General features: G+C 67.3%; 27 protein-coding genes and 2 pseudogenes. 2 read left to right on the forward strand and 27 right to left on the reverse strand.

The window, feature by feature from the left end; translation table 11 throughout:
* The first annotated feature begins 202 nt into the window (after positions 1-202).
* On the forward strand, positions 203-661 hold the full coding sequence (locus Actob_RS18380) for a hypothetical protein (protein WP_284921461.1): 459 nt from the start codon (positions 203-205) through the stop codon (positions 659-661).
* 389 nt (positions 662-1,050) lie between these two features.
* Here the strand turns inward: Actob_RS18380 and Actob_RS18385 are convergent, their stop codons facing one another.
* The 23 genes and pseudogenes from Actob_RS18385 to Actob_RS18495 all read right to left on the reverse strand — a co-directional run bounded on the left by Actob_RS18385 (position 1,051) and on the right by Actob_RS18495 (position 18,025).
* On the reverse strand, positions 1,051-1,401 hold the full coding sequence (locus Actob_RS18385; RefSeq protein ID WP_284921462.1) for a hypothetical protein: 351 nt from the start codon (positions 1,399-1,401) through the stop codon (positions 1,051-1,053).
* 521 nt (positions 1,402-1,922) lie between these two features.
* The gene (locus Actob_RS18390) at positions 1,923-2,093 is read right to left on the reverse strand and encodes a hypothetical protein (RefSeq protein ID WP_284921463.1); all 171 of its coding nucleotides are present in this window, start codon (positions 2,091-2,093) and stop codon (positions 1,923-1,925) included.
* Between the two features lie 405 nt (positions 2,094-2,498).
* Positions 2,499-2,906, reverse strand: coding sequence for a hypothetical protein (locus tag Actob_RS18395; protein ID WP_284921464.1), 408 nt, complete (start codon positions 2,904-2,906; stop codon positions 2,499-2,501).
* A gap of 413 nt (positions 2,907-3,319) precedes the next feature.
* Positions 3,320-3,799, reverse strand: coding sequence for a hypothetical protein (locus Actob_RS18400; RefSeq protein WP_284921465.1), 480 nt, complete (start codon positions 3,797-3,799; stop codon positions 3,320-3,322).
* 316 nt (positions 3,800-4,115) lie between these two features.
* Positions 4,116-4,636: pseudogene (locus Actob_RS18405) on the reverse strand (transposase).
* A gap of 125 nt (positions 4,637-4,761) precedes the next feature.
* Positions 4,762-4,887 (reverse strand): annotated as a pseudogene (locus Actob_RS44050) (transposase); the annotation flags it as partial.
* A gap of 325 nt (positions 4,888-5,212) precedes the next feature.
* Entirely contained in the window at positions 5,213-5,719 is a 507-nt protein-coding gene (locus Actob_RS18415) for an SMI1/KNR4 family protein (RefSeq protein ID WP_284921466.1), read from the reverse strand.
* Positions 5,720-6,019: 300 nt separating this feature from the next.
* The gene (locus tag Actob_RS18420; protein WP_284921467.1) at positions 6,020-6,619 is read right to left on the reverse strand and encodes a hypothetical protein; all 600 of its coding nucleotides are present in this window, start codon (positions 6,617-6,619) and stop codon (positions 6,020-6,022) included.
* Between the two features lie 772 nt (positions 6,620-7,391).
* The gene (locus Actob_RS18425) at positions 7,392-8,108 is read right to left on the reverse strand and encodes a hypothetical protein (protein WP_284921468.1); all 717 of its coding nucleotides are present in this window, start codon (positions 8,106-8,108) and stop codon (positions 7,392-7,394) included.
* A 128-nt stretch (positions 8,109-8,236) separates the two neighbouring features.
* Positions 8,237-8,782 (reverse strand): hypothetical protein, encoded by a 546-nt coding sequence (locus tag Actob_RS18430; RefSeq protein ID WP_284921469.1) that lies wholly within the window; start codon positions 8,780-8,782, stop codon positions 8,237-8,239.
* A gap of 90 nt (positions 8,783-8,872) precedes the next feature.
* Positions 8,873-9,088 (reverse strand): hypothetical protein, encoded by a 216-nt coding sequence (locus Actob_RS18435; RefSeq protein ID WP_284921470.1) that lies wholly within the window; start codon positions 9,086-9,088, stop codon positions 8,873-8,875.
* 390 nt (positions 9,089-9,478) lie between these two features.
* A complete protein-coding gene (locus Actob_RS18440) occupies positions 9,479-9,916 on the reverse strand; it encodes a single-stranded DNA-binding protein (RefSeq protein ID WP_284921471.1) in 438 nt (145 codons plus the stop codon).
* Between the two features lie 77 nt (positions 9,917-9,993).
* Positions 9,994-10,413 carry a single-stranded DNA-binding protein gene (locus Actob_RS18445; RefSeq protein WP_284921472.1) on the reverse strand — a complete coding sequence of 140 codons (420 nt, stop codon included), beginning with the start codon at positions 10,411-10,413 and terminating at the stop codon, positions 9,994-9,996.
* Between the two features lie 625 nt (positions 10,414-11,038).
* The gene (locus Actob_RS18450) at positions 11,039-11,965 is read right to left on the reverse strand and encodes a bifunctional DNA primase/polymerase (RefSeq protein WP_284921473.1); all 927 of its coding nucleotides are present in this window, start codon (positions 11,963-11,965) and stop codon (positions 11,039-11,041) included.
* 5 nt (positions 11,966-11,970) lie between these two features.
* Positions 11,971-12,471 carry a hypothetical protein gene (locus tag Actob_RS18455; RefSeq protein ID WP_284921474.1) on the reverse strand — a complete coding sequence of 167 codons (501 nt, stop codon included), beginning with the start codon at positions 12,469-12,471 and terminating at the stop codon, positions 11,971-11,973.
* 383 nt (positions 12,472-12,854) lie between these two features.
* A complete protein-coding gene (locus Actob_RS18460) occupies positions 12,855-13,334 on the reverse strand; it encodes a hypothetical protein (protein WP_284921475.1) in 480 nt (159 codons plus the stop codon).
* A gap of 123 nt (positions 13,335-13,457) precedes the next feature.
* Complete coding sequence (locus tag Actob_RS18465; protein ID WP_284921476.1) at positions 13,458-13,823, reverse strand: hypothetical protein; 366 nt, start codon at positions 13,821-13,823, stop codon at positions 13,458-13,460.
* A 157-nt stretch (positions 13,824-13,980) separates the two neighbouring features.
* Positions 13,981-14,361 (reverse strand): hypothetical protein, encoded by a 381-nt coding sequence (locus Actob_RS18470; protein ID WP_284921477.1) that lies wholly within the window; start codon positions 14,359-14,361, stop codon positions 13,981-13,983.
* Positions 14,362-14,413: 52 nt separating this feature from the next.
* Complete coding sequence (locus tag Actob_RS18475; RefSeq protein ID WP_284921478.1) at positions 14,414-15,169, reverse strand: hypothetical protein; 756 nt, start codon at positions 15,167-15,169, stop codon at positions 14,414-14,416.
* A gap of 14 nt (positions 15,170-15,183) precedes the next feature.
* Positions 15,184-15,615 carry a hypothetical protein gene (locus Actob_RS18480; RefSeq protein ID WP_284921479.1) on the reverse strand — a complete coding sequence of 144 codons (432 nt, stop codon included), beginning with the start codon at positions 15,613-15,615 and terminating at the stop codon, positions 15,184-15,186.
* A gap of 125 nt (positions 15,616-15,740) precedes the next feature.
* A complete protein-coding gene (locus tag Actob_RS18485; protein WP_284921480.1) occupies positions 15,741-16,595 on the reverse strand; it encodes a hypothetical protein in 855 nt (284 codons plus the stop codon).
* Positions 16,596-16,683: 88 nt separating this feature from the next.
* Positions 16,684-17,313: a hypothetical protein gene (locus Actob_RS18490; RefSeq protein WP_284921481.1), complete on the reverse strand. Its 630-nt coding sequence runs from the start codon at positions 17,311-17,313 to the stop codon at positions 16,684-16,686.
* A gap of 88 nt (positions 17,314-17,401) precedes the next feature.
* On the reverse strand, positions 17,402-18,025 hold the full coding sequence (locus tag Actob_RS18495) for a hypothetical protein (protein ID WP_284921482.1): 624 nt from the start codon (positions 18,023-18,025) through the stop codon (positions 17,402-17,404).
* 146 nt (positions 18,026-18,171) lie between these two features.
* Between Actob_RS18495 and Actob_RS18500 the strand changes: the two genes are divergently transcribed.
* Positions 18,172-18,969, forward strand: coding sequence for an SMI1/KNR4 family protein (locus tag Actob_RS18500; protein ID WP_284921483.1), 798 nt, complete (start codon positions 18,172-18,174; stop codon positions 18,967-18,969).
* 168 nt (positions 18,970-19,137) lie between these two features.
* Here Actob_RS18500 and Actob_RS18505 read toward each other — a convergent pair whose 3' ends face one another.
* From Actob_RS18505 to Actob_RS18515, 4 genes are all read right to left on the reverse strand, one after another.
* On the reverse strand, positions 19,138-19,707 hold the full coding sequence (locus Actob_RS18505) for a hypothetical protein (protein ID WP_284921484.1): 570 nt from the start codon (positions 19,705-19,707) through the stop codon (positions 19,138-19,140).
* Positions 19,708-19,842: 135 nt separating this feature from the next.
* Positions 19,843-20,247 (reverse strand): DUF6193 family natural product biosynthesis protein, encoded by a 405-nt coding sequence (locus tag Actob_RS44055; RefSeq protein ID WP_407653670.1) that lies wholly within the window; start codon positions 20,245-20,247, stop codon positions 19,843-19,845.
* 320 nt (positions 20,248-20,567) lie between these two features.
* Positions 20,568-20,999: a DUF4259 domain-containing protein gene (locus Actob_RS18510; RefSeq protein ID WP_284921485.1), complete on the reverse strand. Its 432-nt coding sequence runs from the start codon at positions 20,997-20,999 to the stop codon at positions 20,568-20,570.
* A gap of 421 nt (positions 21,000-21,420) precedes the next feature.
* On the reverse strand, positions 21,421-22,377 hold the full coding sequence (locus tag Actob_RS18515; protein ID WP_284921486.1) for a hypothetical protein: 957 nt from the start codon (positions 22,375-22,377) through the stop codon (positions 21,421-21,423).
* Between the last annotated feature and the right edge of the window lie 32 nt (positions 22,378-22,409).

A 22,409-nucleotide genomic window follows, 5' to 3' on the forward strand; every position in this document is an offset into this window, starting at 1 on the left:
GAGTATGGCGCGCCGCACCCCCATCTCGACATTTGAATGCCAGGGGGTGTGCTTGCTTCTAGAAGAAGTGAGAGAGGGGCCGCGTAAGCGCCCTGGTCATGCATGGTGTGACGAATAGTAAACGAGTCAGGAACGATTTCCGGCTATTCATAAACGACCAGTAGAGCTAGTCCTGTGGGTGCGGGAAAGGTAGCGTGGGTGGATGGCTAGCAAGGCAACTAATGAGCAGGTGGAAAGGCTTGCGCGGCGGCACGCGGCGGAGAAATCCGCGCTGGTCGGCGCGCTCGGCGCGGCAGAGGCGGTGAAGCAGGCCCAAGCTGTCGTCGCGTCGGCTGAGGCGGAGCTCGATCTCGCGTTGGCGACGCTGGCGGCGCTGATGCCGAGTGACAGTGCGGCGGAACTGGCGGAGGTCGGGGCGGCGCGCGTTGTGCAGGCCGTACGGCGGGCTCCGGTGGAGGCGGTGACCGGGCGGGTGGCGGAGTTGACCGGCAGCGTTCCTGCGAAGCCGCGCCGAGGTCGGCCTCCGGGCTCGGGCATGTCGCACCCGGCGAATCGGGGCGGCGGTGCTCCGGAACGGGGTGATTCGGGGGTGAGCGTCGGATCGTCAGCAGCGGGAGTTCCTGCGGCTGCGGGGGCGTTCAGCGGAGAAAGGCCAGGGTGAAGACCAACAGGGCGGCGGCCAGAATTGCCAGGGCGGTGGCGGGCGTGGCGTTGTTGAGGGTTGTGGCGTGGGCTTGGTGTTGATCGGAGGCGGTACGCGCGTTAGCGTTGGCGCTGGCCTCCGCTGGGCGCATTTGCGCCGTGGTGGTGTGTCGGTGTTGGGTCGGCGGACTTGCCCGTACACCTTCTTGAAGGTGTCCCCGTGAGGGGCCGTCGGCCCTCTCAATTTTCCTGGGCCCTGCGCGGGGTTCTGGCCTGTGGTGTGTGGCCGCGAGCGGTGGGAGCGGCAGCCCGTACCGGCGTGCTCGATGCGCGCCGGTACGGTCGCGATGCCGGGCGCACGACTGCCCGGGGCGCGTGCGGTGCGCCCCGGCCAGTCCGTTGTGGTGCTTAGAACGGGATCGGGACCTCATCCCAGTTGATCGCCTCGCGCTCGGGCTCGATCCCGTTCATAAGCTGTACGGCGAGCGGCATCTCGTGCATACCCTCCCGGGCGGCGTCGGCGTTGAGGGTGGCCGCGAGGTCGGCGGGAATGCGTGCGTACTGGGCGGCGAACTTGATGACCTGCTCCGGGTCGGTGATCTCCATCAGGTCGCCCCCGCGTTCGAAGTCGGGAGCGTCGCACTCGCTGTCGTTGGTGGTGAGGTAAACCTGAGCGAAGAACGTGCCGAGCGGGGCTTCCCACCCGACGAAGACGCAGGAGACGTTGTCGGCGGACGGTTCGAGTTCGTGACGGCTCACGTGACGGCCTTTCCCTGTGGTGTTGTGTTGTCGGTGTCGTCAGGGCTTGCCCTCCCTGACAGGAAAATCATACCGCAAAAATCCATATGTATCTATATCATCCCCTGGTTTTTACGGAACTATTTTTCGCCTTTTGTTTCAAAAAGATGGGCGCGGCGGGCTGTTATGCCTGGTCACGGCCGTGCGATAAAGGTTCTGCCGCTTTTTCGGCCGTGGGGGGCGAGCTTGCTCGCCAGGTTGCGGACGGCTGGAGCCAAATGCGGTGCGGGGGTTTCGAATAAAAGATTATGCGGGGTTTGCATAATGTTTTATGAGCCCGCGGCGGATTTGGTGGAAGCCGGGAGCGACCTACACTCGTAGCGTCAGCCACGGCCGGGAAAGCGGCTTTTTGCAGCGCGGCCGCAGGCCGCTCCGCTTTACCGGCCCGCTAGGGCCGGCCGGGCTGAGTTCGCCGAAGCATCGGGCCTGGTGCTGGCGGTGCTTCGGTGCGGAGGACCGGATGGTCCTCCGCACCGGGAGGATCAGCGCCGGCTGTAGTTCAGGACCGTGCGGTACTCGCGGAAGTCCTCGGGGCTGCGCGGGTTGTAGAAGTCCTTCTCCCCGGCGAGGGCCGGCCGGGGGCCGCGGCGGCGGTGGTTGAGACCGGAGTGCTGGCGGGTGCGGCGGTCGGTGAAGTCGAGGTCGTGGAACATCGTGGCGCCTCCCTGGCGGTGAAACCGGTGCGGCTACCGCCGGTTGGTGCCGTGGTAGCCGCGCTGACAGGACCGTGAAGGACCGGGTCGGCCTGCCGGCGGGCAAGCCATCAGGAGAAAAGATCTTGGACGCGCAGTTCTGCTGCCGTTCCTTGATCACCGGCGCTGCGCGTCCAAGATGTTTTGCCGGCTTGCCCGCCGCCGGACGGCCCGGTCACCACGTGAGGACTGGCCAGCGCGGTACCCGGCATCGACGGCCAGCCGCATCCGTCACCGCCGGGGGCTCCGCTGTTCCCAGCCTCGACGCCGACCGCCAGCGCCAGCGCTCTGGGCGAACCGCAGCCCGGAAGCCAGGCGGGATCCGGGAGAAGGGCGGCGGAGACACGCCTACAGGCTTGGCTGGCGTCAGGATGCCCACCGGTCTTGGCCGATGGCGTCACGGATCCGCCGGGGTAGTGGGTCCAGCCAGAGCGAGCGGCGGCGATTCAAGCGGCGGTGTCCGTGATGCGACGGCGCTACCTCAGCACGGCTCCACGACATCAGCTTGTAGTCGTCGACGGCGGCATCGCAAACGTCTCGCACCCAGCGGATTCGGTGCACCTTGTCTCGGATGATGTCCAGCAGCGGTGATCCATGCCCAAGCCGAACAGTCCAGATCTCCGCCCGTCGCTGATCGGCGAGGTTGCCGAAGCCGTCGCCGGTGTAGACGACGACTGTTACGCCGTCGGTTTCGGGGCGAACCCAGACCACGGTGAAGCCGCAGTCGATGATGCGGATGAACTTCGACGAGCCGGGGCTCCAGCGGTGACTCACGAGTCTCCCTTCGATCGCCGGAATGGCGAGGTAGATAGGCGCATGCGATCTCCTGCCTTCGCGGCCAGGACGATAGGTGAGCGGGGCACCAGCGGCGGTGATCCGGCGTAGGAGCGGCCTAGCCACGGAGCTCAATTGCGTATGCGCGGGATGCCAGCTGCAGAGCGGCTGTTCTGTGTTCGTGCGAGGGCAGGGACGACTAGAGGTTGCCCGGCCTGTAGACATCTGGTGGCGAGCCGGTCTATGTCCCGTCCATGCTCGGTTTCTGGTCGAGGCGGGTGCTGATGACCGTAGCCAGCAGCTCGGCCGACAACGCCCGGTTTGTGGATGCCCTGCCGGTGGCGAGCCGATGGTGCAGGCTCGTGACGGCTCGGCTGCTGCGGGCGGCCCGGTCTCGTACGGCCTGAAGGGCGTTACCGCACCTCGCCCGCTCCGTCCCGCTGTACGACATTGCCGTACTGGTCCTTCGGCACGGTCGGATCAATGAGGTCGGCGGCCCAGGCCACACCTTCGCGCCGGTATCGCGACGGCACCGAGACCTCGTTGCATCGGGCCCGGAGAAGGTCCGCGAAGTCCTTGCCCGCCTCCCGATAGACCCGCCGGGTCTCGGCTCGCGCATCCTTGGCTGTCTGCTCGGCGGTCTCCCGCTGCAGGCGGTCCAGCGCGCTGGTGTCGTAGAGGTGGCGGGCATATCTCTCGGTGGTAAGGCCTTCGCCACGTAGCAGGCGTTCCTGGGAGTTCTCGTCGGTGGGCCGGAATCCCAGCGTCCGGCGCAGCGCCTCGGCATAGAAGTCGGTGCCGTACCGCTTCTCCGGCTCGTGGTGGATGAGGTTCGCCATCTCAGCTTGGAATCGTTCGGCGATGCGATCCCAGTTCACGGAGTCGTTCGACATGGCGGTCGTGTCCTTAATGGTTCAGCGGATGGTCGGGCAGAGCCGGTAGGCGCCGCCGGTGTGCACGGTCGGCAGATCGGGCCCAGAGCGGCCTGATATCCGGCGTCACGCGGGAGTAGTCGAGGTGGTGCAGTAGGCCGACGCGACGCAGAACGGCACCTGGTTCGGCAGAGACGAGGCATCACCGAGGGCAGGCCGACTTCCGGTCAGCGGAAGCTACCGGTGCGCATCCGGAATGCTCCGGCCTAGGTGACGGGTCCTGTGATTACGTCGGCGAGAATGAGGGCCGTTTCTAAGTGAGTGTTTGAGAGGGCTGTTAGCCGGGCGTGCTGGACACTCGGCGGCGCTGGCGGGTGGCGGGTCGGGCGCGATCGAGGCGGCGGATCATGGTGTTGATCGCAGCCCAGCGGATTAGCGCTTCGGAGACTGCGGGATCATGCTCGTAGTCGCGGGCCAGGCGCCGGTGGGCAGTCAGCCAGGCGAGGCTGCGCTCGACAACCCACCGTTTCGGATGCACGACGAACCCACGCTGTTCCGCGGGCTTGCGGACGATCTCGACACTGATCTTGAGCGTGTCGGCAGCCCAGTCAACCAGCCGTCCGGCGAAGCCCTGGTCAGCGAACACGTGTCGGATCGGGGTGAACAGGTAGGTGCTGAGCAGGGTGGTCTTGGCGCCGTCGCGGTCTTGCCAGGACGCCGACATCACGCAGACCACGACCAGTAGGCCTAGGTGTCGGTGACGATGAACCGTTTGCGGCCGTTGATCTTCTTCCCGGCGTCGTAGCCGCGGCTGTCCCTGCCGACGGTGTCGGCTGCCTTGACCGATTGGGAGTCCATGACGCCGGCCGATGGCTGCGCCTCGCGGTCCTCGGCCAGCCGCACTTGCTCGCGTAGTTCTCAAGGATCCGTTCGGTGACCTCGCATTTCTCCCACTGCTGGAACTGCCAGTACACGGTCTGCCAGGGCGGGAAGTCGATCGGGAGCTGACGCCATGAACAGCCGCTACGGACCCCATACAAGATCGCGTCAACGATCGCCCTGCGTGGATGCTTCGGGACCCGCCCTGGCGACTTGATCAACGGAAGCATCGGCTCGACCAAGTCCCACTGCCCATCGGTCAGGTCAGACGGATACCGCCGCTCACGCTCCACCGGACCAGCTTCAGACCGCCCTCGCCGCGTCCAGGGACACACCGTGCGACAGCACTCTCAAACACTCACTAAGTGAGTTTGAGAGCCAGTTGGAGCGGGTCGGCTTGATCAATGTCGGTGAGATCGAGCGCCACTTTCGTGCGGGTCGGCCGTCTGTCGAGATCGTGATCCGTTGAGTTCGGCGGAGGTCTCGAGGAGGTCAGCGCGCTGTCATCGTGCTGACCTTCGGCGGCGAATCACGGCGGGTGAGGCATGCCAAGGGTTACTCGGGGAAGCCTGCGGAGGGCGTCAGCCGCTCAATGAGCCCGCGGAAGTTGGGTGCGAGCAGCAGTTCATGGTCCATCTCGTTGTCGATCCAGACGACCGGTGGATCTCCTGCGGAGCCGCAGTCTCGGTAGTCGAGGGCAATCCAGTAATGCCCTTCTCCGCCGAGTAATACAACTGGCGAGGGGAGGTCCCATTCCTGCACCAGATATGGGGTGTCGAGCAGCGTCGTCGTCGTGGCCTGCCCGGCCGGTCCGATCCCGCAGAGTTGCTCGAAGGGAACGTGATCATCCGCGTAGAAGTTCGTTTCAACCGGACATGCGTCCCATGCCTCGGCGACGACACCACCGTTCTGAATCTTGAGTAGGCGGATGAGGTCGAGGGGCAAGGTGACCCCGAGCTGGGTTTCTGCGTCGGCGACCAGGTCATCCGTCAGGGGAGGCAGCCGAAGATACTCAATGTCCGGGTGCCAGAAGCCGGCCACGACCCGATCGAACGACGCCATGCCGATCATGGTGCCATGCGCGGCTACGGACGTTGATGGAGATCATGACCCGGTCGACGACCGAGGTGTGGCCAGCCGGTCCAGACGGGTGGCGCTGAAACTCACCGACACGGACCTGCGCCGAAAGTCGGCGGCGCTCGAAGTCACCTACACCTGGCGCTGACATTCACCGACAGAACCAGTCCTGAGCCGCTGTGCACTGATCGCCGCCCAGATGCAGTGGAACTGACGGTGGGATGCGAGATCGTTTAGGCAGCACGCTGCCCGGCCGATGCGAACCGGCCGGGCAGCGTGTCATGACTACGGCATCAGCGTGGCGGTGGCCTCCTCGGCGGACGCGACCGAGACGGCGAAGCCCGCCACGGTCGCGTTGCGCAGGACGTACGCCATGCCCGCCTGGTCAGCTGCTCGCCCGCGCAGCTGCTCATCCGTGACGGTGAAGGTGACCGTGTAAGTGCGAACCGGAAGCGGAACCTCGTCCAGCTCGTAAGCATCGACCAGCTCGCGGTACAGGCTCCGATACTCCTCCGCGTCGTAGCCGAGGTCGATGGCCTTACGGATGGCCGTCTTCAGGCGGGCTTTGGTGATGAACGGATCGGTGGAGTCAGCCGCGGTGAACCGCTCGTCGGCCACGTCAGCGGCAGCGTCGCCATTGCAGATCCGGCAGGACTGGCTGCATCGCCCGCTGCGCACGGGCTTGAACGACAGCCCTTCATTCAAGGCCTGCAAGGTGACGGACTCGGCGGTACCGCACCAGCTGTTGTCGTTGGCGTGCTGGCGTACGCGGGCGAGGACGTCGGAGAGGTAGACCGAGCCTTCCGGAGCGGCCGGCCGCCCCACGGCGGAGTCCTGATCGTCCGGAGTGGCGCTGGTGATCTGGTCGGTGACGTTCTCCGTCATGGTGCATGCCTCCATCAGGCTGTATCCGATGCGGCACCGCTTGCGAGATCGAGTGATCCCGGCGCTGGGGTGCCGCGCTGACGGGGCCGGTCAGAGCCCACCCATGGGCCTGGGGGTGCAAGCCCCCGTTCAGCGGAAGATCTTGGCGGGCGAGCGCAGCGAGACCTGGGGCCAAGATGTTCGGCTGGGGGCTTAGCGCCCTCGGCCCGGGTGGGCTGACCTCGGATCCCTCAGCGAGCGGCTCCAGACGCCGTAGTGATTGATCGCTGGAGTGTGGGCGGGCGTCCTGAGTGAGCACGCGGGATGGCGGCGTCCACTGGGCAAACGGAATCACGCCCGCGACGGGCACAACGACCGGCGCAACTGGCCGGAGCCAAGCGTCACGGGCGTCAGCGACGCCCGCCTCTGCGCTACTCCCTGACAGGCAGCACCGCACGATGGCGCCCGGCGCCCGGTCCTCGGCTACGTACGCGAAGGCGTCCGGACACTCTCCGACGTCGTATCCGGGCCCGCCCGGGCACGTTGTCGATACCGATGGCACGCCCATCGAGATGGAGGATCAGCTCGATGCGATTTGCCGCGAGAGGCCGCACCACCGGCGGCATGGCAGGGATCCTCCTGGCGCTGCCCGGTCCCGGCGGCCCCCGGTTGTGGGCGTCGGCTTCGAAGGCCGCGTTGACCGGCTCGTCGGTACCGTCGTTCGACGCGCTCGGTCGCCATCGCCGTTGGGACTGCGGCTTATCTGTCTCGAACCATTGCGTGTGAGCCGGCGTCAGGCAGGCTGGCTCGGAAGAGCTGCTCTGCGGCGTAGTTCGCGGAGCGGTAGTGGGTAGCTCACGCCCTGGCGACGTTCCTTGAGGATCGCGACGGTGCCCAGTTGGGCGCGGAGTTTCTCTTCCTCGGCTTCGGCAGCCAGGTACCGATCGGGTGCGACTTGTAGTAGGTGCCGCCACTGGCGCTGACCAGCCCGGACGCACACACCGTGGCAGTTGTTATGGCTGAAGCCTTGCTCGTAGAGCCGTGGCGGCCGTAGTCCTTCGGCGCACGCCCAATCAAGCATCTGCTGTTTATTCAGGTGCGGTTCGTCGCACATCGGGAACCGTACGATCCACGGCGCCCAGCCCTTTTCGATGGCCAGCACGCGGCGCTGTTCACTCCAGTCGATACCGACGTACAGGATCGTGTTGGCCGGGTCGGCGTTGGCGTCCAGCCAGGCCCGGCATGGCTTCTGCTTCAGATGAACCGAGCATGGAGCAATGCGAGAATTCCCCACGAACCGCTGGTCGGCGAAGACCTGCCATGGGCTGCGTCCGTCAGCGACCACGACCGGGTCGACACCCAGCAGTGCACTGGAGTCGGCGACGAATCTCCACAGGTCGGGATCTTCGGCTTTGGTGTCGGCGATGAGAAGGACAAGGTTGTCGGTGCCGTGTTCGGCTTTGACTCGCATGGCGGTCGCCCAGCTGCCGATCCCTCCGGAGTACTGCACGACGTGCTTGATCGGTCCCGTAGCGCGTGGTGGGTGTGCGGCGGTATCCGGCTCGGCTCTCTCGCTGGCAGAGGTGTGCCGAGTATCCCGGTGGTCTGCTGCGGAAGGACCGGCGACGCAGGGGCCGTTCACGGCTTCGCTCCGGTGCGCAGAGCGGCCGCACGGTTGAGCACGCCGCGGTCGGGGACGCTCCAGCCGTCACTGCAGTGAGTGCTCCGCGTGCCATCAGCATCGATACGTTCGGACCAGCCGTGGTCGCCGCGCTGTTGCCGGCCGAGGTCCACTGGACCGTACGTGGCGAGGTAGGCGGGGGTCTGGTCGGCGGCTTGTGCGCGTAGCCGGGTTACCCATTCGCATGCCGCGCTTGCGGCCCAGCCGGGGTGTTCGCGGGACTGGTAGGTCAGTGATGCGGCGGCCATGGTGACGACTTCGGGATCGATGCGCCCGGGGTAGGGCCGGTACTGGTAGGTGTCGACGTCGTTGTCGCGGAAGTCGCAGGGGCCGGGCCGGTCACCGTCGTGGTCGTTCGGGTATCGGTGGGCGACGCTGGTGAGGTTTTCCTTCCACAGCATCCGACCGGTGCTGTCGGCTTGTTCGGCGGTGATGAGCTTCCATTGCACGGCGGCGGTGAGGAGCAGGTCGATGTGATCGCGGTTGACGATCCAAGCGCTCATGAGGGGTCCGATCTGGTCAGCTGATGGGCGGGGCGCTGTAGCGGGACGCTGGTGGGACACCCGGTGTGCGGTGTCCCACCAGCGGGCGGCTCAGTGCAGGCCGAGGATGATCAGCAGCGGGGTCTTGTCCAGGACGGTGAGAGCGACGATGTGCGCGCCGATGAGTCCGGAGACGTGCGCGACCGGGTGGGCCGCGTGCTTGCGGACGGTGCGCAGAACCGTCCGGCGCCGGCTGGCGCTGACCGCCGTGGTGGTGGTCGCCGTGGTGTCGGCGGAGGCGGTCGCGGTGGCGTCGTTCTCGAGCATGGGATTCACCTTTCGTCGGTGGGTTCCGTGGTCGGGGTGCGCTATCGGATGGCCGTTACCGGCCGGCGTCGGCGATGGGATGGCCGGGCCAGCGGGCTGCGTCAGGGCTGAGCAGGTCGGAGGAGTCGAACTCGGGCTCCGGCCAGTGCCAGGAGCAGGTGTGCTGGTTGTGTTCGGTGCCGGCCGTTGCGTCGCAGTCACTGCACGGGCGGGGAATGGTCGGCGTCGGGCAGTCGGGGGTGTGTTCGAAGTACCAGCCGGTGCAGCAGGACCGGGGTAGAGAGATGTGGATGGGCGGCGACGTGTCGCGCACGCGGTGACTCCCTGGGCGGCGGGGGATTTTGCGTCTGGTCCCGGGCGGGTCCCGGGACCAGACGATGCGCGGCGGGATCAGCGGCGGCGGTGCACGGTTTCGAGGTCACCGATGACCTCGGGCCACGCTTCGGCGGCGATGCTCTCGCCGTACGGGCTGGTGACCACGTCGCCGCTGCGCTGGGCACGGCCGTTCGCGGAGGTGGCGTCGCGCAGGGTCACGCTCAGGTCGCGGGCGAACATCTTCAGGCTCAGGGTGCCGTTGTTGTCGTAGGGGATCAGGCGGCTGCCGTTGACGACGACGGTGGTGCGCGGGGCGAGGTTGAGGGCCTGGCGGGCGAGTTCGCCCCAGCAGACGATGTCGAACACCATCGGTTCGGATCGGCGGGTCTTGCCGTTCTCGACCCAGGTGCGGTAGTTGCTGATCTCGAACTGGGTGTACCGCTTACCACCGCCGGTGACGCCGGACTCGGGGCGGCGGGTGATGACGCCTTCGACGATGAACATGGCCTGCATGCGCGACTCCTTGGTCAGAAAAGATCGGGGGCGGGTGCGCGGGGCCGGCCGGGTGGGCCGGCCCTGCGGCGGGTCGGCTAGAAGGAGGGCTCCAGGACCTTGGAGGTCTCGGGCTCGTCGATCGCCCACGGCTCGGTGGTGGGCTGGATGACCTCGGCGGGCTTGAATCGCAGGCTCAGCGCGACGTTCGCGGCGGTCACCTCCAACAAGGCGCCGGGCTGGCCGTTGTCGTTGCGCAGGTACGCCCAGGGCCGCAGGTCGTCGCGGCAGGTGACCAGGACCGTGTTGCCCTTCTTGAGCTGGGAGCACCGCTCGGCGAGGCCCTCCCACGCGGTGACGGCGACCCACATGGTCGGCCCGTTCTCCCACTCGCCGTCCTTGTTGCGGCGGCGCGTGTTGTGCCCGACCTTGAGCTGGCAGTACGTGGTGCCGGATTCGGTGATCTTCAGCTCGGCGTCGGCGGCGAGGTTGCCCTCGAACTCGAAGGTGAAGAGCATGGCGTGGCTCCCATCAGGTGGTGCGGGTGCGGCCGTCTCGGCGGTCCGGATCGGGTGATCCGGGAGCGTCGGGGTGCCGCGCTGACGGGGCCGGTCAGAGTCCGCCCGGGGCTGGGGGTGCAAGCACCCGTTCAGCGAAAGATCTTGGCGGGCGAGCGCAGCGAGACCCGGGGGCCAAGATGTTTCGCTGGGGGCTTAGCGCCCTCGGCCCGGGTGGACTGACCTTCGGGCCTCTCAGCAGCGGACACCTCTGGCCGCCTACCGGTTCGCACGACATCCGGCATCCGGCGAAGCACACGGGTGCCAGCCGGAGTGGGCAGCGACATGACTACTGCCGGCGGGCAGGCCGAGTCATGCCCGTGAACTGCTGGAGCGTCGGCCGTGACTGAACCGCAGCGCAGGCGCACGGGGGCATTTGCGCGCCTGCGCGCTGTGCAGGTCGATGTAAGGGGGAGGGGCTTGCCAGCCCGGGTGCCGCGCTGCTGGGATTCGTGCTGACGAGGTGAATGATCGGCAGGGCCGAACGAGTGCCCGCCCGGATAGGCGCAGGACGTAGCTAGGCGCGGTCGCCGCAGTGCCAGCCTGGCCTGGCCGGACGGCACCGCGGCGGTACGCGGCTGAATATCTAGCGGCGCGGCCGTGGACGGGCTCGGCCGGCTTGCCATCCGGAGTCGATGGTGCGTTCGGCTTCGGTCCGGCTCAGCCCGACGCCGACGGCGGCGTCGGCGAGCTGGCGCCGTACCGCCGCCTCGTCGATGGCGCTGTCCGTAGCTAGTTGACCGAGTCGGAACGCTGCGAGGTGCACAGTGTTGTTGCGTTCGCCGCCGCTGATGCGCTGCCCGCCGGAGTACACCGGGCGCGGTGCGTGCTGGATGCGCCGCAGCTCGCCGGCGAGCGCGGCGTGCAGGTAGCGGTCGAGGTGATCGATCGGGCCGACGGGGGTGACGGCTGTTTCGGTCGCTGGCACGGCGACGAGTTCGGCCAGAGGCTCCGGGCAGGCTGGTAGCTGCCGGCGGTCCCACGGCTGCTGGAACCGATAGCTGGCGCCGCTGGCGTGGCGCGACGGCGGCGCGACAACCATGCCGCCGGTGCCGCGCCAGTCCACGCCGGGCAGTAGTCCGATCCGGCTTGGCAGGCCAGTGGAGGCGTACCAGATGTGCCAGCCGTTGCCAGTACGCACCAGCGGCGCGGCCGGTTTGACAACGTCGAGGACGTTGAGCACCGCGGCCAGGCCGGCGCCGGTGTCCATGTCGCAGACGTCGAGCCCGGTTCCGGTGGCCAGGCCCACGTTCGCGTCGGGCCAGCGTTGCCACCAGTCGCGGATCTGATCCGGGTCTCGGGACGAGTCATGAATCCCGTGTTCGAGCCGGGGGTGTTTGCCCGGTGATCCGCAATCGGCCGGGTGCCGGCAGCTGCACGTCCCGTCGGCTGCCGGGGTGTGCAGCGGCAGCACGGGGATTCCGGCTCGGGCGTACCACAGTGCTGCCCGTCGTAGGTTCGGGTCGGCTGGGCGTGACTGACGCGTGCTTGCAGTGGTGACAGAAGCAGTCATTGGGGTCACTGATCCGGGCCTGGCGGAGACGCCGGGGGCAGCCGGCGCCAGTCCTGGCTCAGCTTCTGGCGCAGCATGGTTTCCTGATCGTCGATGAGTGCACCTTCGAGGGCTTCGTAATGGGTGCTGGCGTCGGCGAGGTCGATCGGCGGCAGGTCGGCCAGTTTCCACATGCGGGCGTACAGCCCGGCGGCGCTGGTGTTGAGCGGGACGCGCAGGCTGACTTCGCACAGCGCGACGCAGCATTCCGCGGCGGTGCCGGGCCGAGTGTCTGCGCCTGCGGCGACCCGGTCGAGCAGTTCCCGGCAGTGCGCGCGGTAGACCAGGTCGTTGCGGGTCAGGGCGTCGGTGGGTGGCCGCAGCAGCAGGAAGCTGCGCCAGATCCGGTCGGCGGCCTTCGGGTGGCGGCGCTGTGCCGTGGTGATTTCTTCCTCGGCGATATCGATCGCGTCGAACACGCTCCGCAGGTCGTGCTGCAGATCGGCCAGCAGCTGTGCTGGTTGCATGGCTTGGTCCTTTCAAAGTTATGGACGCGGCGGTGCGGTGCCAGGGCCAGGGATGTCGTGGACAGCGGGGTTGCGGATACAAAGAAGGCCCGGCTTCCTTCGTGGAAGCCGGGCCATACGGAGTGCGGGTGCGATGGGTAATGCCGTTTGAGCGGGGCGCTCGTGGCTGTGTTGCTGGAACGCTGGGCGCACTGCGGATGTCGAGCGCCTGGGCGCGTCGGTTTCTATGCTGATGACTTCGTGAGGCTGCTGAAGTCGGTCGGCGCCCTCGGCTGGCGTGCTGACGGCCACGGAATGTCACGGCGCATCGCCGCGGTTTCAGCGTTCGTCGATGGTGAGAGCGTTTGGTGGCGGTGCGCCGCAGCGGATCCGCACGAGGAGTTTCATGCGGTGTCTGTTGGCAACTCGTCGTTGAAGGAGGTGCCGTCGTTGCCGAGTTCGCGCAGACGCCCGGGGACCTCGGCGTCGGGGATCGCGACGGTGTGTTCGGCGGTTACGGCGCCGACGCTGTGACCGTTGTTCGTTTCGGTCAGCGCCGTGAAAAGGTCGGCTGGTCGCTGGGCGAAGGGGTGCAGCACGGTGAAGGTGTAGGTGGTGGCGCTGATACTGCTGGCCTCGATTGGGGTGGCACCGTCCGGGCTCTTGGTGCGCGGGGCCGTGCATGCTTGGATTTCACGCGCGATGACCTGGCACGCGTCGTGGCCAAATTCGAAGGCGACTCGGTGTAGAACTGCGGCTGCGTCCGAGGACACGGCCCCGCCGAGGGCATCGATGATGAACTGGGCGTAGCGACGTGCGTAGTCCTTTGCTAGCCGCTGGAAGTGCTGTCGGCGCTGCTCGTCGTTCATGAGTGCGGGGTCCATGAAGAGAATCCCTTTCAGGGATCGATGTCTGCCACCGTGACAGGTTCAGCACCGCGAATCCTGATTCGGCCCGGGCTCATTCCGGATGTGGGCTCGGGGCTTACGGTGACAGTGACGGACCGTTCAGGGCTGGGGAGTGCTGTCGGCCTGTACGCCGACGAGGACGGTGACTCCGCGTACCGCGGGCCGTCCGTGTGAGCGGCCAGGGGCGCTCTGGTCGAAGGCCTCGTAGCGAACCCCGTTTTCCATGCCGAAGACGCTGGAGCGTGCGACCTGCTCGTCGACGAAGGCGTGGACGTCCATGCACAGGTGCTCGTTGTCACCGTCAGCGGCTAAGCCCATGAACTGCACGATCGCCTTCTTTGCCCCGCCGGCATAGGACACGATCATGGTGTAGCGCTGCTGGCCGGCGGTGTCGAGGTCGATGACCGGGTACTCGCGGTCCGGTCGGCTGTAGCGGGCCAGATACTCGGTGAAGGTTTCTGCCATGACGTGCAACCTTTCGATGGAGGACGGTCACGGTGTGTCTGCCGGACCGTCGCGGTAAGGGGGTGTGCGGAGGACGCCGAATCCAGACAGAGCAGAGCGGCCGACGTGGGGCTACATCGGTGCGCCGCAGTTCGTTGGGTGGGCCCGCGGTAGTCGGTCAGCAGTGGTGTCCGGCGCAGGCCGGGCGTCGGCCGCTGTCACCGTCATTGCTGGTGGCGTCATACACGCGAGCGCAGTCGTCGCTGCTGTCGGCCGTGGCGACGGGGATACATACGGCGGGTTGGGCCAAGCCATAAAGGTCGGCGGCGGGCTCGATGCGATCGCCGTTGATCATGTCGGCGCCGAGGACCGGCTGAGCTGGATCGTCGATGCCAACGGTGAGCGTCATAGTCGTCACCTCGATTCCGTCGACCCCGGCGATGATGAGCCCATCGCCGGGCGGGTAGAGGGCGCCGCTGGTGAGCAGGCCTACCGCGTCTGGCAGCGCGGCGGTGGTGGTGATGGTCGCGGTCAGAGTCGCGATGAACACGGTGGTCATGGTGGTTCTTTCTGCCGGGATCGACGGTGACGCCGCCGCGGTAAGGCGGCGGTTAGTGCGGTCGGTCGTCGCGTTGACCGCCCAAGCAGACGGCTTCCGGCGGCAGGGTGCGCACGAGCCGGTGCAGCGACGGCCCGTCGGGGTAGCGGCGGTAGAAGTCCAGCTGCGCGGCGTGGGCTGCCAGCTCGGTGTAGGGGTGCTCGGCGAGCCGGTGGATCGACGCGATGACGTGGTTGAGGAAGTAGGCGGGCCAGCTGAACATGCGCATCGCGGCGATGCGGCCGGTGTCGGCGTGCACCAGGAACGTCGCCACGCGGGTGTGCGTGCCGCGTGGCAGCGGCTGCAGGGTAGACGGTGTGGTGAGCCGTTGCGGGTTGAACGGTGCGTCGTTCCACGGTGAGTCGCCGTACCTGAACAGCAGGAACCCGTTAACGCCCTGTTCGGTCCAGCCGAAGCGGGCTTTGCCGGTCTGCACTGCGGCGATCTCCTGCCGGCTGGGGCGGGTCAGGAAGATGCCCAGCCGGATCTGGTGATCGTCGTCAATCCAGAGGTGCGGTCCTTGCGGCCACCTAATGCGTTCGTCGTTGAACAGGCCGCCGACACGGTAGGCGTGCCCGTCGCTGAACGTGGCCTCGACCTGGGCATGGTGGGTGGCGCACGCGACGCCGTGGCCGTTGGCCCAGCCGCGGCTGGGATCGGTGATCCGCCACCACTGCTCGCCCGGCTGCAACGGGTGCTGCCCGACGTCGCAGCGACGCACCGTGGGTGAAGCGGCGAACGGGCCGCTGACCGTCACGACGGTATCCATCGCGGTCGTCCTTCCTAGGGTTGCGGCCGGGTGGTGCCGGTATCGAAGAGGTTCTGGATCAACTTGTGTGCCGGAGCCCAGTCGCTGTCGAGGTTGCCGTCGCTGCCGATGCCGAATTCGTCCGGTAGCAGCAGGTGACAGCGCAGCAGGGTGGCGGTGACCGCGAGGTCGTAGGGCCGGCGCTCGGTTTTGCAGAATCCCCACGGCCGATCGCTGGCGCCGGGCGGGGCCAGGTCGAAAGTCTCGAAGTCGTCGGGGCGGGCGCCGTTGTAGGCGATGCCCTCGGTGAGGTCGAGCAGCGGTGTGCCGGTGCCGTCGGGGCCGGCCAGCGCGATCGTCGTGCCGATCTCGGTGAGGATGCGGCGAGTGTCGGCGACGATGCGCGGCCATACGGCCGCGTAGGCGGCGCTGGCGGGCTGGTATTGCCAGTAATGGGTGTAACCCATGGTGAAGTAGCTCCTCGGTGCGTGCGGAAGTAGGGCGGGGCGTGATCGCAGGGTCGGGGGTCACGGCGATCACGCCCCGCGTGCGCCCGGCGCAGGGGGCAGCGAAACCGGGCGCGTGAGGAAGGTCAGTGCGGTGCGGCGGCCGGCGGTGGCTGCGCGTTGATGCCGCGCAGCGTGGTGACGGCATCACACAGCAGGCGGTGTGCGGTGCCGAGCTCGGTCGCGGCGTGCTGGGTTCGGTTGGTGAGGGTGTCCCGCAGCCGGTCAGGGTCTGTGCCGTCGGTAGTGGTGAGGAACCGGCCGGACAACCGTTGTTCCAGCGCCGGCGGCCAGGTGGCAGTCACGGCCCGGGTCCTGCCGGTGAACAGGGCAAGGTTGGCTAGCAGGGTAGTGGCGTGGTCGACGGGGACCGGGGCTCGCAGTGCGCTGAGACTGCTCTGCAGACTGTTTCGGATGTCGTCGGCAGGGCGCTTCGGTGTGACCGGGATGGTGGCGGCGGTGATGCTGGCGGGCCGGACACATCTGAGGTCGGCGCCGTCGCCGAAAAGCAGGGACAGGCGAATCCGGTCGCCGCGGTGCAGACAGCGGCGGCAGTCGCAGGGACCGGCGAGGGCGTGTAGTCCGTGCCGGGTGGCGATGCTGCCGTGGTACTGCACCGGCTCCATGGTGGGGAGCACCAGCAGTGCCTGCCCGGCGACGGCTCGAATGATGTCGGCTGTGGTGGTGAGCTGCTGGCCGGCTCGCCCGGTGAGGTGTTGAAGGTGACGCCAGCGCGGCCCGGTGCGGGACGGTTCAACCTCGGATGCCGGGCAGATCTTGCGGTCGAGGGCGGCGACGGCTTCAGCGAATGCGGTGATGGCGCCGGCGAGCTGGGCCAGGCTGGCGCTGCGGTCCGCCGCGGTGGCGGTCAGTTCGGGGTTCAGGTTGGCGCGCAGCCGGTTGAGCAGGTCGAGGGTGGCGCAGGCGCGCAGGCCCGGCATGGTGCTTCCTTCCGGCAGATGGCCAGGTTACGGACGGGCAGTGGGTTCCGCGGTGCACCGCGAGACGGTGCGGTGCACCGCTGACGGGTCAGAACGGCGCGGTCTCGTGCCGCACGCGGCCGGTGGGCTCGACGGTGACGCCGGCGAGCGCGGCGACGGCGGTCACGGCCTCGTCGGCGATCGTGGAAGCGCGGTCGGCGGCGGTAGTGCTGTCGGCGGCGGTCACGTCGATGTTCACCTTGATGGCGATGAGCGCCCGTAAGGTCAGGCCGCGACGCTTGATCGGCCAGTCGGCTGGCGTCGGGGGATACGGGAAGACGCCGCTGAGATGGTCGAGGCGCGCTGTCATCTGGTCGACGGTGCGGGCGAGTTTCGCCCGGGCGCCAGCGGGTGTGAGCGCGGTTGCGGTGACCGTCGCGGCCAGCGCGAAGTCGAAGTAGAAGAGCCGTTCGCGGACCGGCAAGGGGATCGTCAGTTGCTGGTTGAGCTCCTGGACGACCCTGTCGTAGATGCTGCACCAGCCACGCTCGGTGGCTTCGTCGCGCAGGCGCCCGCCGATCAGAGCGATGTCCGCCTCGTGGACGGCACGCTGCTGCTCGTGGGAGTCGCGCAGCAACGCCAGCTCTTCCTTGGCGTCGTGCAGCTGTACGGTCAGGGCCTGTACCGCTTCGAAGGTCTGGCCGGGCACGAGCGGTGAGGGGGCCAGGTAGGTGGTCATGATCGGGTCTCACTTTCGGCAGATGCAGGCGGCGTTCGCTGACCCGTGGCGCGGTCAGGACGCGGTGATGAGTCGAGGGGTTCAGCGGTCAGTGGTGTCGTTCTCGATGTGCCAGGCGCCGGGCTGCGGGCCGGCGAACGGATAGCCGGGCTCGTGCTGGTGCGCAGCCACGTTGCTCGCGGTGGGCGTCCACTGGACCTCGGTGGATGTCGGCGGCTGGCAGGTGGCCCACGCGCCGCAGCCGGGAATAGTGCAGCGCCACCGGCCGCCGTGGAACACGACCCGCGCGGCTCCCGGCGGCGTCAGTGATCTGCAGCGACAGCGGTCCGCAGGCCTGCACGTCGGTGTGGGCGGTGCGCCAGCCGGCTAGCAGTCGGGCCAGGGCGGTGCGCCAGGTGTTCGCGGCACGCAGGTAGTGCTCGGAGCCGGGGCCGTAGGCGTCGCGAAGTGCCTCGATGTGATTCTCGGCGGCGTTGATCGTGGCGGCGGCGCTGCGGGTCAGCGCGATGCTGGAACGGTAGGGCCGTCCGTCGGGCGGCCCGAGCTGTGGCGTGCTGATCGATGGGTCGTGATACCAGCGCGGCAGCCGCTGCCGCACCAGCGTTTCGGCGGTGATCGTCAGATGCCAGTCACGGGCGCGCTCGATGACGGCCGCAACGATTCCTTCCACTGCGTGTCGGGAATAGCGAGCCGAAGTGATTCTGAGGGCCATGGGTGGCCCCAGTGTGACTGGGCTCCGACTGGCTCCACCGCGGCTGATGCGGCAAAGGGATGGGACGGCCTGGAATGGCCCGACCTCATGGTCAAGACTTCATGCGCGCTGTCACGCGCTGTAGCCCGTGGGGATAGGGCGCCGCCATGGTCACGCATCTGCTTCTGGCCGAGAAGAGTACGTTCGATGCCCCCGGTGACAAGCGTTGCGAGCCGATCTTGTCAGACCCTACTGGAACGATCACCGGTGTGATTCATGAAGACGATCTTGCTTTCGAGGCGGCGCGTGCGCGTGTTCGAGCTGGTGAGTACCTGGACTCGATGCCCGGCCTGCCCGGGGAAGACACCGAGGGCGGTGGCGTCTTCCAATACGCACCTGATGGGCGACTGCAGCGCGTCTACTCCCGGTGGCATGTCGGGTTCCGGGAGGCACGAGACTTAGGGTGCATTCCGGACCTGCCGCCGCTCCATCCGGCGTCGCCCGATGCTGTCGAGGCCTGCGAAACGGCGATCGGTCGCTCCTTGCCGCCCCTGCTGCGGCGTTGCTACCTGGAACTGGGTAACGGTGGTTTCGGACCGAGCTACGGCTTGATGTCCATCGAGGAACTGGCGCACGCCGTTCCCGACAGAGACAGCTGGCCGATGTCTCTCGCCCCCGCCTGCACATTCCTGCTGCCCGTATCGTCCTGGGGCTGCGGAATCGAGTCGTGCATCGACTTGTGCAGCCAAGACGCCCAAATGTGGGTCATAGACCCGAACTACGGGCCTGACAACGAAGCCGACCCTGTGCAGTTCCCACATGGCACGGCCAGCCTGGTCCTGTATCCGCACGGGATGACATTCGCATCCTGGCTGCACCGATGGGCGCGGCAAGACCTCTCACTTCCGTTGGTAGTCGAGGACGAAGAAACGGGCGCATGGCGCCACGCGACCGATACTGACTAGGCACCGCCAACCCAGCCGAAGAAATCATCCTTCAGGCGGACCGAGCAATCTCGCGGCTCCGGGCAGTTCACTCTCGTGCCGCCGATCGTGCGCACCGGCCAGCGACGAGGCATCACGCTCGGTGGCCCACCCATACCAGCGCCTTGACCTACCGAAATCAGTGCGTCTTTACGGCTTCTCCATCAACCCACGAAGCTTCTGTGTGCTCTCATCAGCGTCCATCGCCGCCTGGGCCGCCTGGGCCGCCTCGAACTCGCGCTCCCACGCTGCGATCTGTTCCTCGGTCGGCTCCGCGACGAAGTACTCATAGGGGCCTACCGAGACGCCCTCACAAACGGATCGCGAAGCGCCCTCCACAACCTCCAGCCCCAAGTCTTCGGCCGTACGCGATCCCATTGAGAAGAGTACGAAGCCCGCTTCGAACAAGAAGCTCGACGGCTCCTCCTGTTCGTATCGGTAGCCCTTCGCAACCAAGTCCGCGACCACGTCGGCCAGCAACCGCCAGGTCAGCTGCACCCCGTCGAGAAATGCCTCGTGACCCCGGCCCGCATCATGCGGAAGCTCAACGAGTTCCACGAGATCGTCACCGGTATAGGAGATCACGAGCAACCGACCGATGTCGTAGACCGCCCGGCTGTCCTTCCCGGGATGCATCGGAGGCCCGAGCCGACTCTCCACAGCCTCCCGGGTCTCACCGATTCGCGCTGCGGCTACCCCCCTACCGGGTTGGATCTCCATATGGTGATCGTGCCCGAACCCCACCACAACCATCTGCCCGGGGGCGTGGTCTAAGAGTTCGGCCCAGGCGTAGTGCTTCGACGTACTGATCTGCCGCCGACCTGGCAGCCAGGTACCGCATACATCGCGAACGCGCTACTGTCCGGCTTCTGGCCGCGAGCCTCCCGCCTCGCGGGCAAGGAGTTCGTCCCACCGGCCGACGAAAACAACATCGGCGCCAGGTGGAAGACGTTCAACCACCATCGCGACAGCTTCTCTTGCGGTTGCCGCTGGTCCGACAGTCTGACTTCGACTAGGTCCGGCAACTCGATAGGCGCCTCCCGGCGCCGGCTCGATGTACGGGATGTCCCACCCCCAGGGCCACTCGGTGCAGCGACTGAAATGCAGCTCGCCCATCCCGGTCCAGGGAAACAGACATCGCAAGCGAGGCTCGGCATAGGCGGCTTTCAGCAGGTCCGCGTGCACTCGCCCATCTGCACGTACTGTTTGCCAGCCCGCTTCGACCAGGTCCTTTACCGCATGTTCCATCGAGGCCATCATGCACGACGAAAAGCTCTGCTGCTCTTACTCATTTGCCGCGATCCGCGTGCTGGCTGCCCGCGTGATGATGACAATCCGTAGTCGCTGGCTGGGGCGTCTGGTGGGCCAGTTGAGAGCGTCACGCCGTTCGTCGCGCGGCCACCGACCGGGGCCAGGTCGGGCCGTCCGGGTGGGGCGAGGGAGACCGTCAGAATCAAACCGAAGCTTGTCCACGTCGGCAGCAACACTCCTGTCCTTTGTCAGTGAACTGTGCCCTCGTGCCAATGAAGGATGTCCGACGCGTGGTTTGCACCAGTGGACCGTGTCTGCTGGGTGGGTAGTCAGAGGTCGAAGAGCGATTCGCGTTGCGGCGGGTCGAGTACTTTGCGCAGCTCAGAGATGGTCTGGCGCCATGCTGGGCCGTGGGGTGTCGCGTCCCAGTGCTCGGCGAGCCAGGTAGGTGTCGTGATTACGCGGTCCAGGGCGTCAATGGCGAGGTTCCGGAGATAGGCCGGGAACTCGGGCATCGGCGTGGTCGGGCCGTGAGCCGAGGTGATGGGTGCGCCGCCTGGGTACTGCGCGGCGATCAGGGCAGCGGCGGCGACGGCTCGCGGGGCGTCCGAGAGCCGGGGGTCATTGTCGGCTGGACTGGCGACGCGTTCGAGGACGGCGCCGATCATTTCGATGCGGGTGTGTGCTGGTCCGTCGTCCAGTTCGAAGGCGAAGTCGGCGGCGTCGTCGTTGTCGAACGGGCCGACGTCCCAGGTTCCCATGGCTGCCTTGACCTCCCCGATTGTGCCGGGTGATCTTCGCATCATGAGTCGGTGTTCGAGGGAGGCGGCTCGTTCACAGGCTGATCGTCTCGAGCCCGCGGACAAAGTTCGATGGCACAAACCCGCACGGGGACAAAGTTCGCTGGCACGAGGGGCACACCTCGATGGCAAAGGACAACTTCCGGCCTGGTCACGGCCTGCGGTCAGTGCCGTGAAGACCGCTGTAGTAGTGACCTGGCCGAGATCGGCGACGTCGCTGTGCAAACTTGTGCGGATCGTCTGCAGCTCCGCGTCGGTGAGCGGACGGCGTACGCAAAAAACGCCATGGCCGGTGCCGGGAGACGAGGGTGTAAGCATGTGGCCTCCTCGGGCATGAGGATCACCCCGGACACCGCGACGGTGTCCGGGGTAATGAGGTGCGTTACGCGGATCGCTGGAAGACGGCGATGTCACCGCGCGGCAGCGCGATGGCATGGGCCTGGTCAGCGAACACCTGGCCGGTGAACAGGTCGAGGTCGAACAGGTTCAGCGGGATCTGCGCCGCCGCGAGGGCTTCGGTCCAGCCCCGTAGGTCGCGTTCGGTTTCGGCAAATTCCCGCTGTGACCGGAATCGGCCGTGGTAGGCGGCGTCGAACCGTGCGATGACCGCTTTGCCGGTGGTGAGGGGACTGTCGGGGGCACTGCCGGTTTCTCGGTGCAGCCATTCACCGATGGCCGCCGGCGGTAGATCATGCTCGACGGCGAGTTGTTCGATGGCGCAGAGCACGGCCAGCGGCACGGGCTGCGAGCCGCGCCGGTATCCGCCGTAGCCGTGCGTTTCCACGACCAGCACCCGGTCGAGGTCAGGATCACGGGTGAGTTCGCCGATCTGCGCCATGGTGGCGGCCAGGGTGGTGCCGGCGCGGGTCCACCAGGTCAGCGTCGGGTCCTGCGGCCGGGCGATGAGGATGGCGGTCTGTCCGCTGCCGGGTTCCGGCCGGTTGCCGGGGCTGCGCTGATCGCGTTCGTCACGGAGCGCGGCCAGCACGGACATGGCGTGCCGGCTCAGCTGGGTCAGGGCTCGTATGGCCCGATCGCGGTGGTGGCGCTGCCGGTCGGTCAGTTCCGCGCCGGGCGTGATGACCCGCGCGTCGTAGGTCAGCCAGGCGACGGGGGTGCCGTGGCTGCAGACCACGTAGTAGATGGCGTCGCCGGTGACCGCTTCGCCGGCTGGGCGCTCGAGGTTGGCCGTCAGTTCGCGGGCTGCCGCGTCGGTCAGGGTTCCGGTCGTGATGTCTTCTGGCGTTGCCTGGTGCAGGCAGCGGCCGGTGAGGGAATCGACCGTGACGTCGCCCAGGGCGCTGATGCGGGTCCAGGCCCGTTGTTCGGTTATGCGCATCGGCCGGACTCCCTGGCGAGCGGGGTGGCGGG

It is taken from the genome of Actinoplanes oblitus (genome assembly GCF_030252345.1).
Lineage (GTDB): Bacteria > Actinomycetota > Actinomycetes > Mycobacteriales > Micromonosporaceae > Actinoplanes > Actinoplanes oblitus.

Coding starts and splice junctions, on each gene's coding strand:
- Actob_RS18380 (WP_284921461.1), top strand. CDS start 203: ATGGCTAGCAAGGCAACTAATGAGCAGGTGGAAAGGCTTGCGCGGCGG.
- Actob_RS18390 (WP_284921463.1), bottom strand. CDS start 2,093: ATGTTCCACGACCTCGACTTCACCGACCGCCGCACCCGCCAGCACTCC.
- Actob_RS18400 (WP_284921465.1), bottom strand. CDS start 3,799: ATGTCGAACGACTCCGTGAACTGGGATCGCATCGCCGAACGATTCCAA.
- Actob_RS18415 (WP_284921466.1), bottom strand. CDS start 5,719: ATGGCGTCGTTCGATCGGGTCGTGGCCGGCTTCTGGCACCCGGACATT.
- Actob_RS18420 (WP_284921467.1), bottom strand. CDS start 6,619: ATGACGGAGAACGTCACCGACCAGATCACCAGCGCCACTCCGGACGAT.
- Actob_RS18430 (WP_284921469.1), bottom strand. CDS start 8,782: ATGAGCGCTTGGATCGTCAACCGCGATCACATCGACCTGCTCCTCACC.
- Actob_RS18435 (WP_284921470.1), bottom strand. CDS start 9,088: ATGCTCGAGAACGACGCCACCGCGACCGCCTCCGCCGACACCACGGCG.
- Actob_RS18440 (WP_284921471.1), bottom strand. CDS start 9,916: ATGCAGGCCATGTTCATCGTCGAAGGCGTCATCACCCGCCGCCCCGAG.
- Actob_RS18445 (WP_284921472.1), bottom strand. CDS start 10,413: ATGCTCTTCACCTTCGAGTTCGAGGGCAACCTCGCCGCCGACGCCGAG.
- Actob_RS18450 (WP_284921473.1), bottom strand. CDS start 11,965: ATGACTGCTTCTGTCACCACTGCAAGCACGCGTCAGTCACGCCCAGCC.
- Actob_RS18455 (WP_284921474.1), bottom strand. CDS start 12,471: ATGCAACCAGCACAGCTGCTGGCCGATCTGCAGCACGACCTGCGGAGC.
- Actob_RS18460 (WP_284921475.1), bottom strand. CDS start 13,334: ATGGACCCCGCACTCATGAACGACGAGCAGCGCCGACAGCACTTCCAG.
- Actob_RS18465 (WP_284921476.1), bottom strand. CDS start 13,823: ATGGCAGAAACCTTCACCGAGTATCTGGCCCGCTACAGCCGACCGGAC.
- Actob_RS18470 (WP_284921477.1), bottom strand. CDS start 14,361: ATGACCACCGTGTTCATCGCGACTCTGACCGCGACCATCACCACCACC.
- Actob_RS18475 (WP_284921478.1), bottom strand. CDS start 15,169: ATGGATACCGTCGTGACGGTCAGCGGCCCGTTCGCCGCTTCACCCACG.
- Actob_RS18480 (WP_284921479.1), bottom strand. CDS start 15,615: ATGGGTTACACCCATTACTGGCAATACCAGCCCGCCAGCGCCGCCTAC.
- Actob_RS18485 (WP_284921480.1), bottom strand. CDS start 16,595: ATGCCGGGCCTGCGCGCCTGCGCCACCCTCGACCTGCTCAACCGGCTG.
- Actob_RS18490 (WP_284921481.1), bottom strand. CDS start 17,313: ATGACCACCTACCTGGCCCCCTCACCGCTCGTGCCCGGCCAGACCTTC.
- Actob_RS18495 (WP_284921482.1), bottom strand. CDS start 18,025: ATGGCCCTCAGAATCACTTCGGCTCGCTATTCCCGACACGCAGTGGAA.
- Actob_RS18500 (WP_284921483.1), top strand. CDS start 18,172: ATGGTCACGCATCTGCTTCTGGCCGAGAAGAGTACGTTCGATGCCCCC.
- Actob_RS18505 (WP_284921484.1), bottom strand. CDS start 19,707: ATGGAGATCCAACCCGGTAGGGGGGTAGCCGCAGCGCGAATCGGTGAG.
- Actob_RS44055 (WP_407653670.1), bottom strand. CDS start 20,247: ATGATGGCCTCGATGGAACATGCGGTAAAGGACCTGGTCGAAGCGGGC.
- Actob_RS18510 (WP_284921485.1), bottom strand. CDS start 20,999: ATGGGAACCTGGGACGTCGGCCCGTTCGACAACGACGACGCCGCCGAC.
- Actob_RS18515 (WP_284921486.1), bottom strand. CDS start 22,377: ATGCGCATAACCGAACAACGGGCCTGGACCCGCATCAGCGCCCTGGGC.